Annotated in this window: 20 protein-coding genes; 14 read left to right on the forward strand and 6 right to left on the reverse strand. The window is 60.8% G+C overall.

The window, feature by feature from the left end; translation table 11 throughout:
* Nucleotides 1–41 precede the first annotated feature (41 nt).
* Genes urtD through AWB64_RS14595 form a run of 3 tightly spaced genes read left to right on the forward strand, consistent with a single transcriptional unit; the run spans nt 42 to nt 2495 of the window.
* Nucleotides 42–860: an urea ABC transporter ATP-binding protein UrtD gene (gene urtD, locus AWB64_RS14585; RefSeq protein ID WP_244164064.1), complete on the forward strand. Its 819-nt coding sequence runs from the start codon at nt 42–44 to the stop codon at nt 858–860.
* 23 nt (nt 861–883) lie between these two features.
* Nucleotides 884–1576, forward strand: a complete 693-nt coding sequence (urtE, locus tag AWB64_RS14590) for an urea ABC transporter ATP-binding subunit UrtE (protein ID WP_060856125.1) — start codon at nt 884–886, stop codon at nt 1574–1576.
* 43 nt (nt 1577–1619) lie between these two features.
* Nucleotides 1620–2495 (forward strand): urease accessory protein UreD, encoded by an 876-nt coding sequence (locus tag AWB64_RS14595; RefSeq protein ID WP_060856126.1) that lies wholly within the window; start codon nt 1620–1622, stop codon nt 2493–2495.
* Nucleotides 2496–2545: 50 nt separating this feature from the next.
* Here AWB64_RS14595 and AWB64_RS30915 read toward each other — a convergent pair whose 3' ends face one another.
* Genes AWB64_RS30915 through tcmP (AWB64_RS32550) form a run of 3 tightly spaced genes read right to left on the reverse strand, consistent with a single transcriptional unit; the run spans nt 2546 to nt 4181 of the window.
* Nucleotides 2546–3304, reverse strand: coding sequence for a DUF5131 family protein (locus AWB64_RS30915; protein WP_075643287.1), 759 nt, complete (start codon nt 3302–3304; stop codon nt 2546–2548).
* A 51-nt stretch (nt 3305–3355) separates the two neighbouring features.
* Nucleotides 3356–3817, reverse strand: a complete 462-nt coding sequence (gene tcmP / locus AWB64_RS32545) for a three-Cys-motif partner protein TcmP (RefSeq protein ID WP_279616261.1) — start codon at nt 3815–3817, stop codon at nt 3356–3358.
* Nucleotides 3798–4181 carry a three-Cys-motif partner protein TcmP gene (gene tcmP, locus AWB64_RS32550; RefSeq protein WP_279616262.1) on the reverse strand — a complete coding sequence of 128 codons (384 nt, stop codon included), beginning with the start codon at nt 4179–4181 and terminating at the stop codon, nt 3798–3800. The genes tcmP (AWB64_RS32545) and tcmP (AWB64_RS32550) overlap by 20 nt, the downstream gene beginning before the upstream one ends.
* A gap of 458 nt (nt 4182–4639) precedes the next feature.
* Between tcmP (AWB64_RS32550) and AWB64_RS14605 the strand changes: the two genes are divergently transcribed.
* The 11 genes from AWB64_RS14605 to AWB64_RS14655 all read left to right on the forward strand — a co-directional run bounded on the left by AWB64_RS14605 (nt 4640) and on the right by AWB64_RS14655 (nt 13329).
* Nucleotides 4640–5443, forward strand: coding sequence for a transporter substrate-binding domain-containing protein (locus AWB64_RS14605; RefSeq protein WP_060856127.1), 804 nt, complete (start codon nt 4640–4642; stop codon nt 5441–5443).
* A 48-nt stretch (nt 5444–5491) separates the two neighbouring features.
* Nucleotides 5492–6169, forward strand: coding sequence for an amino acid ABC transporter permease (locus tag AWB64_RS14610; protein WP_060856128.1), 678 nt, complete (start codon nt 5492–5494; stop codon nt 6167–6169).
* Complete coding sequence (locus AWB64_RS14615; RefSeq protein WP_060856129.1) at nt 6166–6816, forward strand: amino acid ABC transporter permease; 651 nt, start codon at nt 6166–6168, stop codon at nt 6814–6816. Before AWB64_RS14610 ends, AWB64_RS14615 begins: the two co-directional genes overlap by 4 nt.
* Complete coding sequence (locus tag AWB64_RS14620) at nt 6803–7522, forward strand: amino acid ABC transporter ATP-binding protein (protein WP_056355909.1); 720 nt, start codon at nt 6803–6805, stop codon at nt 7520–7522. The genes AWB64_RS14615 and AWB64_RS14620 overlap by 14 nt, the downstream gene beginning before the upstream one ends.
* 79 nt (nt 7523–7601) lie before the next feature.
* A complete protein-coding gene (locus AWB64_RS14625) occupies nt 7602–7904 on the forward strand; it encodes an urease subunit gamma (protein ID WP_060856130.1) in 303 nt (100 codons plus the stop codon).
* A gap of 19 nt (nt 7905–7923) precedes the next feature.
* Nucleotides 7924–8229: an urease subunit beta gene (locus AWB64_RS14630; RefSeq protein WP_060856131.1), complete on the forward strand. Its 306-nt coding sequence runs from the start codon at nt 7924–7926 to the stop codon at nt 8227–8229.
* A 22-nt stretch (nt 8230–8251) separates the two neighbouring features.
* Entirely contained in the window at nt 8252–9958 is a 1707-nt protein-coding gene (gene ureC, locus AWB64_RS14635) for an urease subunit alpha (protein ID WP_060856132.1), read from the forward strand.
* A gap of 7 nt (nt 9959–9965) precedes the next feature.
* On the forward strand, nt 9966–10592 hold the full coding sequence (gene ureE, locus AWB64_RS14640) for an urease accessory protein UreE (protein WP_060856133.1): 627 nt from the start codon (nt 9966–9968) through the stop codon (nt 10590–10592).
* Nucleotides 10579–11259, forward strand: coding sequence for an urease accessory protein UreF (locus AWB64_RS14645; protein WP_060856134.1), 681 nt, complete (start codon nt 10579–10581; stop codon nt 11257–11259). Before ureE ends, AWB64_RS14645 begins: the two co-directional genes overlap by 14 nt.
* A 9-nt stretch (nt 11260–11268) precedes the next feature.
* Complete coding sequence (gene ureG, locus AWB64_RS14650) at nt 11269–11919, forward strand: urease accessory protein UreG (RefSeq protein WP_060856135.1); 651 nt, start codon at nt 11269–11271, stop codon at nt 11917–11919.
* Nucleotides 11920–12084: 165 nt separating this feature from the next.
* Nucleotides 12085–13329, forward strand: coding sequence for a glycosyltransferase (locus tag AWB64_RS14655; RefSeq protein ID WP_060856167.1), 1245 nt, complete (start codon nt 12085–12087; stop codon nt 13327–13329).
* 27 nt (nt 13330–13356) lie between these two features.
* Here the strand turns inward: AWB64_RS14655 and waaA are convergent, their stop codons facing one another.
* From waaA to waaC, 3 genes are all read right to left on the reverse strand, one after another.
* Nucleotides 13357–14712: a lipid IV(A) 3-deoxy-D-manno-octulosonic acid transferase gene (gene waaA, locus AWB64_RS14660; protein WP_060856136.1), complete on the reverse strand. Its 1356-nt coding sequence runs from the start codon at nt 14710–14712 to the stop codon at nt 13357–13359.
* A gap of 55 nt (nt 14713–14767) precedes the next feature.
* A complete protein-coding gene (kdoO, locus tag AWB64_RS14665) occupies nt 14768–15652 on the reverse strand; it encodes a Kdo hydroxylase KdoO (protein WP_060856137.1) in 885 nt (294 codons plus the stop codon).
* Nucleotides 15653–15879: 227 nt separating this feature from the next.
* The gene (waaC, locus tag AWB64_RS14670; protein WP_060856138.1) at nt 15880–16875 is read right to left on the reverse strand and encodes a lipopolysaccharide heptosyltransferase I; all 996 of its coding nucleotides are present in this window, start codon (nt 16873–16875) and stop codon (nt 15880–15882) included.
* Nucleotides 16876–17251 lie beyond the last annotated feature (376 nt).

A 17251-nucleotide genomic window follows, 5' to 3' on the forward strand; every position in this document is an offset into this window, starting at 1 on the left:
CGTATAACGCCCTGATTGTGGACCTGCCGCCCTTACCCGAACTGAACGAACGCAATCAGAACGGCATCACGGGACTCGGCCACGTGCTCGATCCGGGTGCCATCGACGTGTCGCACGGCACGATTCTTTATCTCGAAGACGTGACGGTGAGCTTCGATGGTTTCCGTGCACTGAACAAGCTGACCTTGTCGATTGACGTGGGCGAACTGCGCTGCGTGATCGGTCCGAACGGCGCAGGCAAGACCACGATGATGGACGTCATCACCGGCAAGACGCGTCCGGATTCAGGCAAGGTTTTTCTCGGCCAGACGTTCGATCTCGCGCGCATGTCGGAGCCGGTGATTGCACGCACGGGCATTGGGCGCAAGTTCCAGAAACCGACCGTGTTCGAGAATCATCCGGTCTGGGAGAACCTCGAACTTGCGATGAAAACGGACAAGGGCTGGCTTGCATCGTTGCGTTCAAAACTGGATCGCGAGGCGCAGGCGCGCATCGAGGAAACGCTCGAACTGATCCATCTCGAAGCCGACGCCACGCGTTTTGCCGGCGAGCTGTCGCACGGCCAGAAGCAGCGGCTCGAGATTGGCATGTTGCTGATGCAGCAACCGGCGCTCCTTTTGCTCGATGAACCCGCCGCCGGCATGACGGACCACGAGACCATGCAGCTTGCCGAGTTGCTCAACAAGCTGCGCGGCACCTGTTCGATGATGGTCGTGGAACACGACATGGAATTCGTCGCGGCGCTTTCTGGCGACACGGGCCGCGTGACGGTCATGGCCGAAGGCAGCGTGCTTGCGCACGGCACGCTTGACGAAGTGAAGCGCGACGAGAAAGTGATCGAGTCGTATCTCGGCCGCTGACCGGGCCACCACGGAACCCCAAAATGCTCGAAGTCGATTCACTCAACCAGTTCTACGGCGGCAGCCACATCCTTCGCGATGTGAAGATGACCGTGCCCGATGGAAAGCTGACGGTATTGCTCGGCCGCAACGGCGTAGGCAAGACAACGCTGTTGCGCTGCCTGATGGGCGTCGTCCCGACCAAAAGCGGCACGATCTCATGGCGCGGCGCGAAGATTTCCTCCATGCCGACTTACAGGCGCGTATCGAGCGGTCTTGCTTATGTACCGCAAGGACGCGATATTTTCGGCCGGCTCACCGTCGAGGAAAATCTGCTGGTGGGCGCGGCGAGCCGCAAGGCGCCATCGAAAGTACCGGATCGCATCTACGAACTTTTCCCCGTGCTCAAAGAGATGAAACACCGGCGTGGCGGCGATTTGTCGGGCGGTCAGCAACAGCAGCTCGCGATTGGCCGCGCGCTGATGAGCGAACCGCAACTGCTGATTCTCGACGAACCAACAGAAGGCATTCAGCCGTCGATCATCCAGGATATCGGGCGGACGTTGCGCCAGCTTGTGGACGAAATGGGCATGACCGTGTTGCTCGTGGAGCAGTATTACGACTTCGCGCGTGAACTCGCCGACCGGTATTGGGTGATGAGCCGCGGCGAAATCGTGGCGGGCGGTGCGGGCGCGGATATGGAAGCCGAAGGCGTGCGGGAGTTGATTGCTGTCTGACGCACGCCTTAACATGGCGGCTCGTTCCGATCATTGAAGCCTCATGCACCACGACCCTGTCGCTGCACTTTTACCGTTGTCCGACGCTCACGAATGGCACGGCAAGCTCGAGCTTGGCTTCACACACCAAATGCCCGGGCGAACCGCGCTGACGCATCGCAGGCACGTTGGCCCGTTGCGCATGCAGCGCGCCCTGTACCCCGAAGGCGATGCTATTTGCCACGCGGTGATCGTGCATCCGCCGGGCGGCGTGGCGGGCGGAGACCGGCTCGCAATCGATATCGATCTGGCCGCGCAGACTCACGCGGTCATCACGACGCCCGGCGCGACCAAGTGGTACAAGGCGAACGGCAAGCTCGCGACGCAGCGCATTGGCATCCACGTTGGCGCGAACGCGAAGCTCGACTGGCTGCCGCAGAACAACATCGTGTTTGAATCGTCGAATGTGGCGCTCGATTTCACGCTGACGATGCACGAGACGGCAACGGCCATAGGCTGGGACGCGATGCAGTTGGGCCGTCAGGCGGCCGGCGAAAGATGGTCGGAAGGAAAGCTGGCCGCGATTGCACGGATCAAGGACAGCGCCGGCCGTTTGCGCTGGTACGAGCGCACGCTGCTTACCGCGGGCGACCCGTTGCGCCACGCGCCGCAGGGTCTCGCCGGTTTCCCCACGTATGGCACGTTATGGGCGCTTGGCCCGGCTTGCGACGACGCGCTGGCGGAATCCATTACGGCCAACCTTCCGTTCAACGACACCGTGCGCGCCGCAGCGTCTTGCGTGGCGTCTGGCATTTTGATCGTGCGCGCCGCAAGCCATTCCATGGAGGCGCTGCAACTTCTGATGACGCAATGCTGGACGACGTTGCGCCCGCTGATTCACGGTACCGATGCAAAACCGTTGCGGATCTGGACAACTTAGATGTTACATCACGGCAGTATAGCCATGTAGGACCGACGTCGGGTCTTCAGCTAAACCGCGTGATAGACATTCCCCGTAGCTGCCTGGGCGCGCGATTTTCCGTATCGTGGCATTTCGTCGTATGTTCGGCCGTTCAACTCTCGGCCCGTACGGTCTTTGCGCACTCCACCCCATTGTTTGAAAAAGAACGCGATTCGAAACGCACGGCATTGTTTGCGTATTGACTGTACCCACTCTTCGTTCATTGGACGTGCTCCGCTACCAGACTCGCCACCAACGATCACCCAATTGATCCCCGACAGGGGCAATTTGTCGAGTGGTCCGATCAACGGCTCGCACGAAAGAAATTTCACTTTCGCCGGAGTGGAAGCTAGATCAACCACGCGTCCGACAACGCGCTCGTCTTCTACACTCACACCCATCCATACGTTCGGTGGCCATGGGAGAAGATGTGCCAGTTCGGCTAAACGAGTCGAGCGTTTAGTAAGAACCTGAAACGTATGCTGCGGACATTCGACCATGGTCTTAAAAACTGCCTGGATGAATTCAAGCGGAACATCTTCTTGGAACAGATCGCTCATGGAGTTTACAAAAACTATCCGCGGCCTTTTCCAACGTCGCGGCGTATCGATTAGATCGTGATGGAGTGTGGGAGCAAACCCATTTTCATAGCGATTGCTACCCATCGCTTTTAAGCGCTTTGCCATACGCTCTGCGTAGCAGTGCTTGCACCCTTGACTGATTTTGATGCAACCCGTCACCGGGTTCCACGTCATCTCAGTCCATTCGATATTTGTGGTTGTGGCCATAAGAGCAGCAGCGGCTATGTGAACGTATCGCAGTATACAGGCGATAGACCTCTAGAAAAGTGTCTTGTTACGTATGTCGCAAGCGTCGCGCCAAAGCCTTTCTGCCAAGTCGTGTTTGGTGAGCAAGCACAGCCAGTACATTGTCGACTCCTTGCTGTTCCTCACCGGGTACATGGTGTCGCAAACCCGAAGACCGGTCCCATTGACAAGCATCTTCCAATGATTGATGAAAGCTTCACGCATCTCATGCTTCGACGACTGCTCAAGTATTATTGAACGCCACTGCGGCGCAAAATTATCCAATGGAGATTTCTCACTGTGAAGCCCAGATGCGATATTGCGCTGGATATCACCCGTGCTTAGGTGAACCACAATATCGATTCTTCTCAATTCGGATAGTTTTTGAATAATCGAGAAGTGAAGATGGCCTGCGTTGTACGGATCAAGTAGCGCAAGATGAAAGCCCTCAGGATCAAGTTTCGGAAGGACCCAATCAATAGGTATGGTCGGCACGACCAACTTTTGAATGCACCGGCACTCCCAATTTTCGCAACCTTGCGTCGCATGCTTCGAGAAATTTCGGCTCGGCATCAGCTATAAAAAAATCCGAAAACGTACCTGGGCGTTGTTGGGCCATATTCCAGGCGGCGAGTGGACCTCCGTCCGCGAAGACGGGCGTATGCTTTATCTTCACGCGGCCGGTTCCTGCAAATAAATCGACATAGGTACGCTGAAATTTATATTTCCGTCGCGTTGCCCAAGACGCATCGATATATCGTTTGATTATTCGATGCTTTTCTTCTGTAACCCAACGTCCGACTTCCATTACAGGTAACCCGTCCGCGGGATCGTAGACGATTTTAGTTGTGCTAGCCAAGGTTTGCTCCTTAAATGATTCGCGGCCCCAGGCACGAGCGATCGGCTCATAACAATCAATTGTTGTGGGAATCCGCTAATCTCTTGAATAGCGCGTTAGCGTTTGTAATGCTGACTGGACTTAATAAAGTATCATGCGGCGCGTGAACATCATCTTGAGTAATTTCTTAAAATCAACCGTCAGGGTAACGATTTTTTGTCATCCCCTTGATAAGCGGAACAAGGCGCAACGGCGTATTGACGTGTTTGTTGCTGCATCATCGAACGTTGTGCGTTTTGACATGCACTTAAACAAGGCGTTTTTCCGCGTCATTTCGGTGCAACGAAGTATGCTCGACCGCGTTTGGCCTTACCCATCAAGGCTCCAAGCCGATGGCACGACTCTCGCTTCACCATCTTTTCGACGAGTGCATCCAACAACGACCGCACCGCACCACACCGCCTCAAGGAAAGCCAACAATGACCAGCACGTTTCGCCGCAACGCCCTCCGTACGCTCGCCACCGCCCTTCTCGCCCTTCCGGCGCTCGCTTTGACCTCGATTACCGCCCACGCCGACGCGCTCGACAACATCACGAAAGCCGGCACGCTCAAAGTCGCCGTGCCGGAGGATTACCCGCCGTTCGGCGCGGTTGGCGGCGACATGAAGCCACAAGGCTATGACATCGACATGGCTGCGCTCCTCGCCAAATCGCTTGGTGTGAAGCTGGAACTCGTACCAGTCAACAGCGCGAATCGCGTGCCGTATCTGACGACGAACAAAGTGGATCTGGTGATTTCATCGCTGGGAAAAACGCCTGATCGCGAAAAGGTCATGGACTTTTCGGCCGCGTACGCGCCGTACTTCCAGGGCGTATTCGGCCCCGCCGACATCAAGGTCGCGGGCCCCGCCGACCTGAACGGCAAGACCGTAGGCGCCACGCGCGGCGCACTGGAGGAAATCGCGCTCACGCAAATGGCGCCGACCGCGAACATCAAGCGCTTCGAAGACAACAACGCGACCATCCAGGCGTTTCTCTCGGGTCAGGTCCAGTTGATCGCGGCGGGCAATATCGTGGCGGCGGCAATCCTCGCGAAGAATCCGCCGCGCCGTCCGGAACCGAAATTCGTGATCAAGAACTCGCCGTGCTTTGTCGGGATGAACAAGAACGAACCGCGCCTGCTTGCGAAGGTCGATGCCGCCATCGCGCAGTCGAAGAAGGACGGCACGCTTGAAGCCATGTCGCAAAAGTGGTTCAAGGCGCCACTGCCGGCTGGCCTGTAATCTCCAATCTCGCTCGAACACTGAAATCAATCAATAAGGCGCCGGTCAATGGCATATCAACTTCAGTTCGGCGACCTCGGGCAGTACGCGGGCATGTTCGCGAGCGGCGCGGCGATCACGCTCGGACTCACGGCTGTATCGACCGTGCTTGGCCTCGCCGTCGGCATTCTCGGGGCGGCGGGCAAAGGCAGCAAGTATCCGGCGTTGCGATCGTTCGTGGGCGGATACGTGGAGGCGATCCGCAATACGCCGTTCATCGTCCAGTTGTTCTTTGTGTTCTTCGGACTGCCGGCGTTGGGTATTCGCATCGATGAATACGTCGCCGCCGTGCTCGCAATGACGCTCAATCTCGGCGCGTATTCGGTGGAGATCATCCGCTCGGGAATCGCGGCGGTGCCGAAGGGACATCTGGAAGCGGCGGCATCGTTGGCGATGACGCGTGGCGAGACCTTCCGGCATGTGGTTCTGCCGCAAGCCATAGCGAAGGTGTTTCCTGCGCTCACCAGCCAGATCGTGATCACGATGCTCGGCTCGGCGGTGGTGTCGCAGATCTCGGTGTCCGACCTGACCTATGCGGCGAGCTACATCCAGTCGCGCAACTTCCGCGCGTTCGAAACCTACTTCCTGATTACCGCGATGTACCTCGTGATGGCGATCATCCTGCGCTTCCTGCTTAACGAAGCCGGCAAGCGCATGTTCGCCCGCAACCCGCGAGGCGCGCGATGATCGAATTTACGTTCGAGCAAATCCTGGAGAATCTCCTGCTCGCGGCGCGCTGGACAATCGTGCTGTCGATTGTCTCGTTCGTGGCGGGCGGGATCGTGGGTTTCGTGCTGCTCGTGATGCGTGTATCGAGTTCGCGGGTCTTGCGGACCATCGTGAAGCTCTACATCGAAATATTCCAGGGCACGCCGCTCCTGATGCAACTGTTCCTCGTGTTCTTCGGCTTGCCTTTGCTTGGCGTCGAAGTCCAGCCGTGGATTGCGGCAACGGTCGGCCTCACGCTTTTCACGAGCGCGTATCTGGCGGAAATCTGGCGCGGCTGCGTGGAAGCGATTCCGAAAGGCCAATGGGAAGCATCGTCGAGTCTTGCGATGAACTACTTCGAGCAATTGCGCCACGTGATTCTTCCGCAAGCCACGCGCATCGCGATTGGACCGACGGTCGGTTTCGGCGTTCAGGCCGTGAAGGATACGGCTCTCGTTTCGATCATCGGCTTCACTGAACTCACCAAGGCGGGCACGATGATTTCGAACGCGACGTTCCGCCCTTTCGTGGTCTACGGTCTCGTTGCAGTGATCTACTTCGTGATCTGTTATCCGCTTACCCGTTACGCGCGCACGCTCGAAAGGAAATGGAATGCCGCTCGTTGAAACGCAAAACCTCAAGAAGCAATTCGGCGCGAACCAGGTCCTGAAGGGCATCGATTTTTCGGTGGAACCGGGACAGGTGGTCGCGATCATCGGGCGCAGCGGTTCGGGCAAGAGCACGTTGCTGCGGACCTTGAACGGTCTGGAAAGCATCGACGAAGGATCGATAGAAATCGACGGCGAACATATCGATGCACGTCACGCCGACCTGCGCGCATTGCGCCTGAAAGTGGGCATGGTGTTCCAGCAATACAACCTGTTTCCGCATCTGACGGCCGGGCAAAACGTGATGCTCGCGCAAACGGTGGTCAAGAAAGTCCACAAGGCGAAGGCGCGCGCAACCGCCGAGCAAGTGCTCGAACGCGTCGGTCTCGCCGATAAATTCAACGCGTATCCCGAGCAACTCTCCGGCGGCCAGCAGCAGCGCGTGGCGATTGCCCGTGCGCTCGCCATGAAGCCAACCGTTCTTCTCTGCGATGAAATCACCTCCGCGCTCGATCCGGAACTCGTGGGCGAAGTGCTGGCCGTGGTTGAAAGTCTTGCCGCCGATGGCATGACGCTCATCATGGTCACGCATGAGATGCGCTTTGCGCGCCGGGTATCGAACAAGGTCGTGTTCATGCATCAGGGGCGCGTGTGGGAAAGCGGCACACCGGAAGAGATTTTCGAGCGGCCGACGACTATCGAACTGCGCAAGTTCATCCAGTGAAGCGCCAATGATTCTGTAGGGAAGCGATGCTAGGATTCGCACCGAAAAACCGCGACCCACTCAAAACATCTTCCGAGCCATGAAGCTAACTCACCGCGAAAAAGACAAGCTGCTGATCTTCACCGCCGCATTGCTGGCGGAGCGGCGCCGCGCACGCGGACTGAAGCTGAACTATCCGGAAGCCGTGGCGTTCATTTCGGCCGCGTTGATGGAAGCAGCGCGCGACGGGCGCACGGTCGCCGACGTCATGCACTACGGCACCACCCTGCTCACGCGCGACGACGTCATGGAAGGCGTGCCGGAAATGATCCCCGACATCCAGATTGAAGCGACGTTCCCCGATGGCACCAAGCTCGTGACCGTCCACCATCCGATTCCCTGATTCACCGAAGGAGCCGCACATGATCCCGGGCGAATATCTCATCGACGATGGTGAGCACGAACTCAACGCGGGCCGCGAAACCGTGTCCGTGACGGTATCGAATACGGGAGACCGGCCGGTTCAGGTCGGCTCGCATTTTCATTTCTTCGAAGTCAATACGGCGCTCACGTTCGAGCGCGACAAGGCGCGCGGCTTCCGGCTGAACATTGCATCGGGTACGGCCGTGCGCTTCGAGCCGGGCCAGGAGCGCACGGTCGAACTCGTGGCACTGGCGGGCGAACGCCACGTCTATGGTTTCAACGGCCTCGTGATGGGCCCGCTTTGATCTCAACTTCAGGATTATCGACATGACGCTACGCATCGGACGCCGCGCCTACGCGGAGATGTTCGGCCCGACCACCGGCGACCGCGTGCGTCTCGCCGACACCGACCTCGTGATCGAAGTCGAACGCGACTTCACCACCTACGGCGAAGAGGTAAAGTTCGGCGGCGGCAAGGTGATCCGCGACGGCATGGGCCAGTCGCAACGCGTACATGCCGACGTCGTGGATACGGTCGTGACGAATGCGCTGATCCTCGATTACTGGGGCATCGTGAAGGCGGATATCGGCATCAAGGATGGGCGCGTATTTGCGATCGGCAAGGCAGGGAATCCGGATATCCAGCCGGGCGTGACGATCGCAATCGGCGGCGCGACCGAAGTGATTGCCGGCGAAGGGATGATCGTGACGGCGGGGGGTATCGACTCGCATATTCACTTCATCAGCCCACAGCAGATCGATGAAGCGCTGGCTTCGGGCGTAACGACCATGCTCGGCGGCGGCACCGGCCCCGCGACCGGCACGAACGCGACAACCTGCACGCCGGGTCCGTGGCATCTCGAACGCATGCTGCAAGCCGCCGATGGCTGGCCCGTGAACCTGGGCTTTCTCGGCAAGGGCAATGTCAGCGTGCCGGCGCCGCTGGTCGAACAGATCAAGGCTGGCGCGATTGGCCTGAAGCTGCACGAGGACTGGGGCACGACGCCCGCCGCCATCGACAATTGCCTGTCCGTTGCCGACGATACCGACACACAAGTCGCCATTCACACGGACACGCTGAACGAAGCGGGTTTCGTGGAAACGACGGTCGCGGCGTTCAAGGGCCGCACCATCCACACGTATCACACTGAAGGCGCGGGCGGCGGCCACGCGCCGGACATCATCAAGGTGTGCGGCGAATCGAACGTGTTGCCATCTTCCACCAATCCCACGCGCCCGTACACCATCAACACGCTCGACGAACACCTCGACATGCTGATGGTCTGCCATCACCTGGATCCATCGATTGCGGAAGACATTGCGTTCGCCGAATCGCGCATCCGGCGCGAGACGATTGCCGCCGAAGACATCCTTCACGACCTGGGCGCGCTGTCCATGCTGTCCTCCGATTCGCAGGCGATGGGCCGTGTCGGCGAAGTCGTCATGCGCACCTGGCAAACCGCGCACAAGATGAAAACGCAACGCGGCGCGCTGCCCGAAGACAACGCGCGCCACGATAATTTCCGCGCGAAACGGTATGTCGCCAAATACACGATCAACCCCGCGATCACGCATGGCATTGCGCACGAAGTGGGTTCCATCGAACCCGGCAAATGGGCCGATCTCGTGTTCTGGGAACCGGCGTTCTTCGGCGTGAAACCCGCGATGATCCTCAAGGGCGGCATGATCGCCGTCGCCCAGATGGGCGACCCGAACGCATCCATTCCAACGCCGCAGCCAGTTCATTATCGCGAGATGTTCGCCACGCGCGGCGGGGCGCTTGGCAAGACGTCGCTGACGTTTGTATCGCAGATGGCTTTGGACGCCGGCATCGGCGAAAAATATGGCCTGAAGAAACAGGTCGTCGCCGTGAAGAACTGCCGGAACGTCTCGAAGGCCGACATGATTCACAATGCGTACAGGCCGTCGATTACCGTCGATCCGGAAACCTATCAGGTGGTAGCCGACGGCCAGTTGCTCACCTGCGAGCCGGCAACCGTCCTGCCGATGGCGCAGCGCTACTTCCTTTTTTGAGGCTCAAATGCGCACGATCGACAAACGTATCGAAGCAAAACTGGCCGCACCGCTGATCAAGCGCGCGCCGACGCTCACCCTTCCCTTCGACGACCGCTGCAAGAGCCGTCTCGCCGCCCGGCTGGATAACGGCGAGGAGATCGCGCTGGTGCTGCCGCGCGGCACGGTGCTGCGCGACGGCGATATGCTCGTGGCCGACGACGGCGCGCTGGTTCGCGTGATCGCCGCAGAACAGGATGTGCTGATCGTGCACGCGCATGACGCCGTTACCTTGACGCGCGCGGCTTACCATCTGGGCAATCGCCACACGCCTGTGGAAGTCGGCGCGGGACAATTGAAACTGGAAGCCGATCCGGTGCTGGAAGACATGTTGAAGCGCCTCGGCGCGCATGTGGATCACGCGCTGGCGCCGTTCCAGCCTGAAACCGGCGCGTACGGCGGTGGCCACAAGCACGGCCACGACGAGACCTTCGTGGAAGACTACGCACTCGCGCAAAAGGTCTTCGATGACCATCACGGCCATTCGCGCGATCACGGTCATTCACATGGCCACGGCCACGATCACGGCGACCATTCGCAATGCTCGCACGGGCACGAGGGCCACGATCACGACCACGGTCATGCGCACCGCTGAGCTCACGGCGCTGCTTCATCTTGCGTCGCCGGCGCTGCCCATTGGCGCATTCAGTTACTCGCAGGGTCTGGAATCGGCAATAGAACATGGTTTTATCCGCGACGGCGACAGCGCCCGCGACTGGATTGCGAGCGGCCTGATACATGTCCTCGCCCGCGGCGAACTGCCGTTTCTCGCGCACCAGATGAACCGCTGGCGCACGCACGACGCGGCCGGACTGACCCAGGCCGATGAAGAATTCCTCGCCAGCCGGGAATCGGCGGAATTGCGCCGCGAGACGCAGCAAATGGGCTGGTCGCTCGCGCAGTTGTGCACGCAGCTCGAATGGGGCGACGCCGCGCGCCTCGCCACGCTGAACGCCATCAAGCCAATCTCGCAGCCAACGGCGTTCGCGTTCGCCGCTTTCGCCCATGACGCCGCGCCCGACGCCGCCCTCGCCGCCTACGCTTTCGCGTGGGTGGAAAACCAGGCGGCGGCTGCCTTGAAAGCCGTGCCGCTCGGCCAGATCGCGGGACAACGGATCATCGTGGCGCTGCGCGTTGCAATCGACCAGGCGGTCGAACAGGCGCTCGCCACTTCGCCTGCGGACATCAACACTTTCGCGCCGCAACTCGGCATTCTTTCAGCGCGTCACGAGTCGCAGTACTCGCGCCTATTTCGCTCCTAGCTCAAAACCATGAACGCTCCTGTCTATTCCGCGGCCGCCCGCCGCACCAAGAAACTGCCGCCGTTGCGCGTGGGCGTGGGCGGCCCCGTCGGTTCGGGCAAGACCACGCTGCTCGAAATGCTCTGCAAGGCCATGCGCGAAAAATACGACCTTGTCGCCATCACCAACGACATCTACACGAAGGAAGACCAGCGCCTGCTCACCGTGGCCGGCGCGTTGCCCGCCGAGCGCATCATGGGCGTGGAAACGGGCGGCTGCCCGCACACGGCCATTCGCGAGGACGCGTCGATCAACCTCGAAGCCGTCGACCAGATGATCGAACGCTTTCCGGACGCGGATATCGTGTTCATCGAGTCGGGCGGCGACAATCTCGCGGCAACTTTCAGCCCGGAATTGTCGGACCTGACCATTTACGTGATCGACGTCGCTGGCGGAGAAAAAATTCCGCGCAAGGGCGGACCGGGCATTACGAAATCCGATCTGCTGGTGATCAACAAGATCGATCTCGCGCCGTACGTGGGGGCAAATCTCGACATCATGGCCTCCGACGCCAGGAAAATGCGCGGCGAACGCCCGTTCGTCATGTGCAACCTGAAAGCGCTGGACGGGCTGGATCAGGTGGTGAGTTTTATCGAAAAGAAGGGTTTGCTTACGGTTTGACGGGGCTGGAGGCGTAAGTCCGGTCGGCGCGCGGCGGCGAAACTGCGTCCGCTTCACCGAGTGCGTTAGGATATTGCCTTAAATATTCCAATGGCTGCCGCCAGTACCGGGAGAATTTCGATCGACAGTCCCGCCGATACCACCGTCCTGCTGGAACGTGCTTCCATGGCCTCCCTGGCGTCCCGAGAGCGCGTCGGGCAATCCTCGCCGCGCGTTTCAGTACTGTTTCATGTCGCGGATTTCAACGATGGCGGCATCGAGTCGTCGCTGATGCAGTGGTTGCGCATCTTCGACCGTGCGCGTTTTGCGGTGACGCTTTCGGTGATGTTTTCATCGCCTGCGTTCGAACAGCGCTTTCGCGCGCAGATTCCGGCGGATGTCACGGTCGAGATCCTCACCAACAAACCCTGGCTCAACGTCTTCCAGAAGCGCCGCTACGCGCACACGCTGAGCAAGCTCGGCCGCGTTGGCCGCGACGTGTTCAACACACTCGCCGTGCGGCCGCACGTGAAAGCGCGCGTCGCGGAACTGGCGCTGCGTCACGACATCATCATCGACTTCGACATGTCCTTGCGCCGGCTCGCCGGGCGTTTCGGCAACGCGTGGCTCGGCGTGAATCATTTCAGTTTCGACGCACGGCTCGGCGGCCGGCGCCGGAAAATGAAACGGTTGCTGACGCAGTACGGCCGTTACGACGGCATCGCGGCGCTGAACCGCCATATGGCCGAGGAAGCAACCGCGCTGTTCCACGGGCGTCTGCGCAATGTGTTCGTGCTGCCGAATGCGATCGATATCGACCGGATTCGCGAGAATGCCGCGGCCGCGGAAGCGCCGCCGTGTCCCGGGCCGTACATCGTTTCCGTGGCGCGGCTCGATGAAATCCAGAAGGATCACCGGACCTTGCTGCGCGCGTACGCGCAGTTGGCGGCGAAACATGGGGACCTGGAGGAAGACCTCGTGATCGTCGGCGACGGCGGATTTCGTGCCGAACTGGAAGCGCTTGCGGCCAAACTGGGTGTTGGCGCACGCGTGCATTTCACGGGGTATCGGAACAATCCGCACGCGATCGTCGCGGGCGCGAGCGCGCTGGTGCTGAGTTCGCGCTATGAAGGCATGCCGATGGTTTTGCTCGAGGCGCTGGCGCTGGGAAAACCGGTGATTTCCACCGATTGCCCGACGGGGCCGCGCGAGATTCTCGACGATGGCAAGTTCGGCTTGCTGGTTCCGGTCGGCGACGTGGACGCGATGGCGCACGCAATATCGCGATTGATTCTGGACGATGCACTGCGCGATGGATTTACGCGCACGGCACTCGCCCGGGCGCGGGAATATGGCGTGGACGCCAGCAACGAGCGGTTTGTCGCGTGTATGGAGCGGCTGCTGGCGGGACGCGGAAGTGAAGTTGGTTAGCGTGGTTTGACCAAACCGCAGCGCTGATCAAGCCGGATCGTGGAGTGAAAAGCCGTTTGCCGATTCCTCTGCATTGGTCTGCAACAACGTCCCCAACGCCTCCACCGTCCTCGCCGTCGCCCCCCGATGCTTCGCCGCGAACGCCGATGCCGCCGCGCTCATGGCCTGGCGGCGGGGTTTATCGGTGAAAAGATCGCGCAGGCCGCGCGCCAGCGCCGCCGGATCGCTCACGCGCAACGCCGCGCCTTCAGTAATCGCGTCGTTCGTCGCCTGCGTGAAATTGAAAGTGTGCGGCCCGATCAGCACCGGCACGCCCGCCGCGCACGCCTCGATCAGGTTCTGCCCGCCGAGAGGCAACAAACTCCCCCCGATAAACGCCACATCCGACGCCGCGTAGTACGCGCCGAGTTCGCCCATCGAATCGCCGAGCAGCACATTGATGTCCGATGGCAACGGCGGCGCGGCATCGATACCCGATCCTGCCGCCGCCGCGCGTCCCGCCCACGTCGAGCGCCGCACGTGGTTCAGCGCCGCGCCGTTGACCAGCGCGGCGACTTCGTCGAAGCGCTGCGGATGGCGTGGCACGAGAATCAGCAATGCGTCGGGCACGTGGTTACGCAGCGCGGTGAACGCCTGCAGCACGAGCGCTTCCTCGCCTTCGCGCGTGCTCGCCGCCACCCAGACAGGCCGCCCGCCAATCGCCGCGCGCCACGCGTGGCCGCGTGCGCCGAGTTCGGGCGGCGCGGACATGTCGAACTTGAGGTTGCCGAGCACCGCGACATTGCGCGCGCCCAGGGCGCTCAGGCGCTCGGCGTCCGACGGCGTCTGCGCCAGCACCCGCGTGAAACCGCCGAATACCTCGCGCGTCGCATTGCCGAACTTCGCCGCGCGCTTGAACGATCTCGCCGACATCCGCGCGTTCGTCAGCACCAGCGGGACGCCGGCGCGCTTGCATTCATCGATAAGCGTTGGCCAGACTTCCGTCTCCATCACGATCCCAAGCGAAGGCCGCCACGCGCGCAAGAATCGCCGCACGAGCCAGGGTGAATCGTAGGGAAGATAGCTGCGCGAAACGCGCTCGCCGAACAACTGCTCGCCGGTCGCGCGACCGCTCGGCGTCATGTGCGTGAGGAGGATCCGGGCGTCGGGAAACGCGCGCTGCAACGCTTCGATCAACGGTTGCGCCGCACGCGTCTCTCCAACCGAAACCGCGTGAACCCAGATCAGCGGCGCGACGTCGTCGCCACGGCGAACGGGACCAAAACCAAAGCGCTCGCCGATATGCTCGCGATACCCGCGCTCGCGCCGCGACCGGATCAAAAGCCGCAGCACGGCGAGCGGCGCGACGATCCACCACAACGCGCGATACACGAGCCTCAGCATCGGCGATCCGTCAAGGGACAGCGCGCGACGTGCGCATCCAGCGGCCAGGCGGCGCTCAAACCAGCGCCCGTCCCTTCAGGCGCTGCAAGATGCCAAGCGGCGCGCAGTCGGGCTGGACCATCGCGTTCACCGGGAGGAAGAAGGTCTGCTCCATCATGTACTGGCCGGCCATCACGGCGTGGGAGGTTTGATCGGAGAAACAGACCCATACGCAGCCGGGCGGAAACGGCATTTCCTCCTGCGGCGATGTCTTTTGATAACCAATGTCGGCTTTCATTGCGTCATGCAAATGAAGCATCAGGTGATCGTATTCGCTGCGCGGCGTTTTGGTGATCTTCAGCAAGTTCATGAGCCAGGCCGAACCTGGAACCGGCGGTTTGATCGACGGCAGGAAGCGCTTCGCCATGTCCTCGAACGGCTCGCCGACGCGCCACACGCGCGGTGCGCCATCGGGATTGACGTTCGTGAACACGCGCAGGATGCGCTCGCCGTAATTGGGCCGCGACGGGAAGGCATCGACGTGAAGGCGGCTGTCGTCCTTGCGCCACGACGTCTCGCGCGTTTCCACGCGATGCAGCCGCAGGCTGGTCGGCGCCACGCGCAGCTTGCCGCGATATTCGGGGAAAAGACCGTCCACGAGCGAGCGTGCGTTCGCCTGATATCGGGCGATCAATGCGCGCACGGCGGATTGCGTGACCGCGTCGCCGAGTACGCCGGCGAGCGCGCCGCCATTGGGCGCGAGACTGATGTTCTTGCGCTCGGGATCGGCGACTTTCGGGTCGAGCAGCGCGCGCTCGCCGCCTTCTATGGCAAAGGCCAGATGCGGAAAGTACAGCACCTTGCCGCGTTCCACGCCGGCCAGTAGCGCCTCGCGCGGCACGGAGAGCTGCTGGCCCTGCCAGTCGGCGGAAGCGACTTCGATGATTTGAGATTCGGTCATGAGCCTTCGATTGTTTGGATGAGCGAGTGAGCGGTCAAGCTATCAACATGCCGAAACGGCTTTGAATCGATCCGAAATCAGTTTCGATTCGCCGTCCGTTCGACGAGCGAGCCGCATTTTCGCTCAAACCGGCCGCAAAATCCGCTGCCTGCAACGCTGGGCTTGATGGGCCTCAAGAATGAGCAACGCTGCGGGCAGGCACTCGCGGCTATGCCCGACAAAAGCCCTCACAGCAACCCGAAACTCGCGAGCGTCGCCTTGACCTGCTGCAAGGTCGGATGCTGCGCGGCGCTGCCAAGATTCACCACGCGCGGCGACCAGTAACCGCCCGTGCGCCATGCGGTGGAGAAATTGTACAACTCGATGGTCGGACGCTTGAGCGCCGCTGCGATATGCACGAGTCCTGTGTCCACGCCGACCGTCGCCGCGGCGCCGTCGATCAAGCCGACCACCGCCGGCAACGAGAGCCGGGGCGGCACCACGGCGGCCGCGCCGAATTCTTTGGCTAATTTCTCGCTCGTTTCGCGTTCGGCGGCGCTGCCCCACGGCAATACAATCGATACCCCTCGGCGGATCAGTGACTGGCCGAGTTCGATCCAGGCGGTATCGGGCCATTGTTTATCGGCGCGGGACGTGGCGTGGACGAACACCACATAGGGCACCGGCAGGTTGAGATCCGCTTGCGACAAAGCAAGCGCGGCGCGGCGCGTGTCCATTCCGAAGTCGATGTTGTCGGTGGGTTCCGGGCGCGGGTCGCCGAGTGCGGCGGCGACCAGTTGGCGCGTGCGTTCGACCACGTGCGTGCGCGGTTCGATGGGAATGCGTTTGTTGTAGAAGAAACGTACGGGCCATTCGTAGCCGGCGCCGTCGGTGCGGTTTCCAAGGCCGACCAGGGTGCCGCGCGCCCAGCTTGCGACCCAGGCGGTTTTGATGAGGCCCTGGCAATCGATGACCAGATCATAGTTTTCCGCGGCGAGCATGTGCCGGAAGCGCCGGATTTCGCGCCAGTTATCGAGGGAAAAAAAGCGTTTGCGCCAGCGCCGCAGGGAAAATGGGATGGCGCGGCGCACGCCGTGGACGAGTTCTACCAGGCTGGTGAAGCTTTCTTCGACTAGCCAGTCGATTTGTGCATCCGGGTGGATGCGGTGGATATCGGCGATGGCCGGCATGTTGTGGACGACATCACCGAGGGATGATACCCGGACTATCAGGATCTTTTTCACGCTGGACGGGGTGGGGTTTTAATTGAGCGGAGGTTGGCGCTCGGGGCCCGGTAGGGGTTGCTGGCGCTTTTGGTGGGAGGTGCTGCTGGGTTGCTGCTTTTTAGCTCTGCGCGCGGTTTTTGTTCGTTGATCTTTTTAGCACTGTTAGCCACTGTCCGTGGCGGGACTTCATTTCTTTTTCCAACGGCGAAAAAGAAACGAAGCAAAGAAAACGCCTTCCAACCGCTAATTCTTAAGGAGACCAAGCGTGCACGCAGACCTGCTTGGGACTTCAAAAGAACCCTCGACGCCATAACCACCAACACCTGAAACCCTCCCCCTCCGAACCCCTACATCCACACGCTTCGCCACTAGCGCTCTCGGGCAAGCACACAAC

The sequence above is a fragment of the Caballeronia sordidicola genome, from assembly GCF_001544455.2.
GTDB classification, from domain to species: Bacteria; Pseudomonadota; Gammaproteobacteria; order Burkholderiales; family Burkholderiaceae; genus Caballeronia; species Caballeronia sordidicola.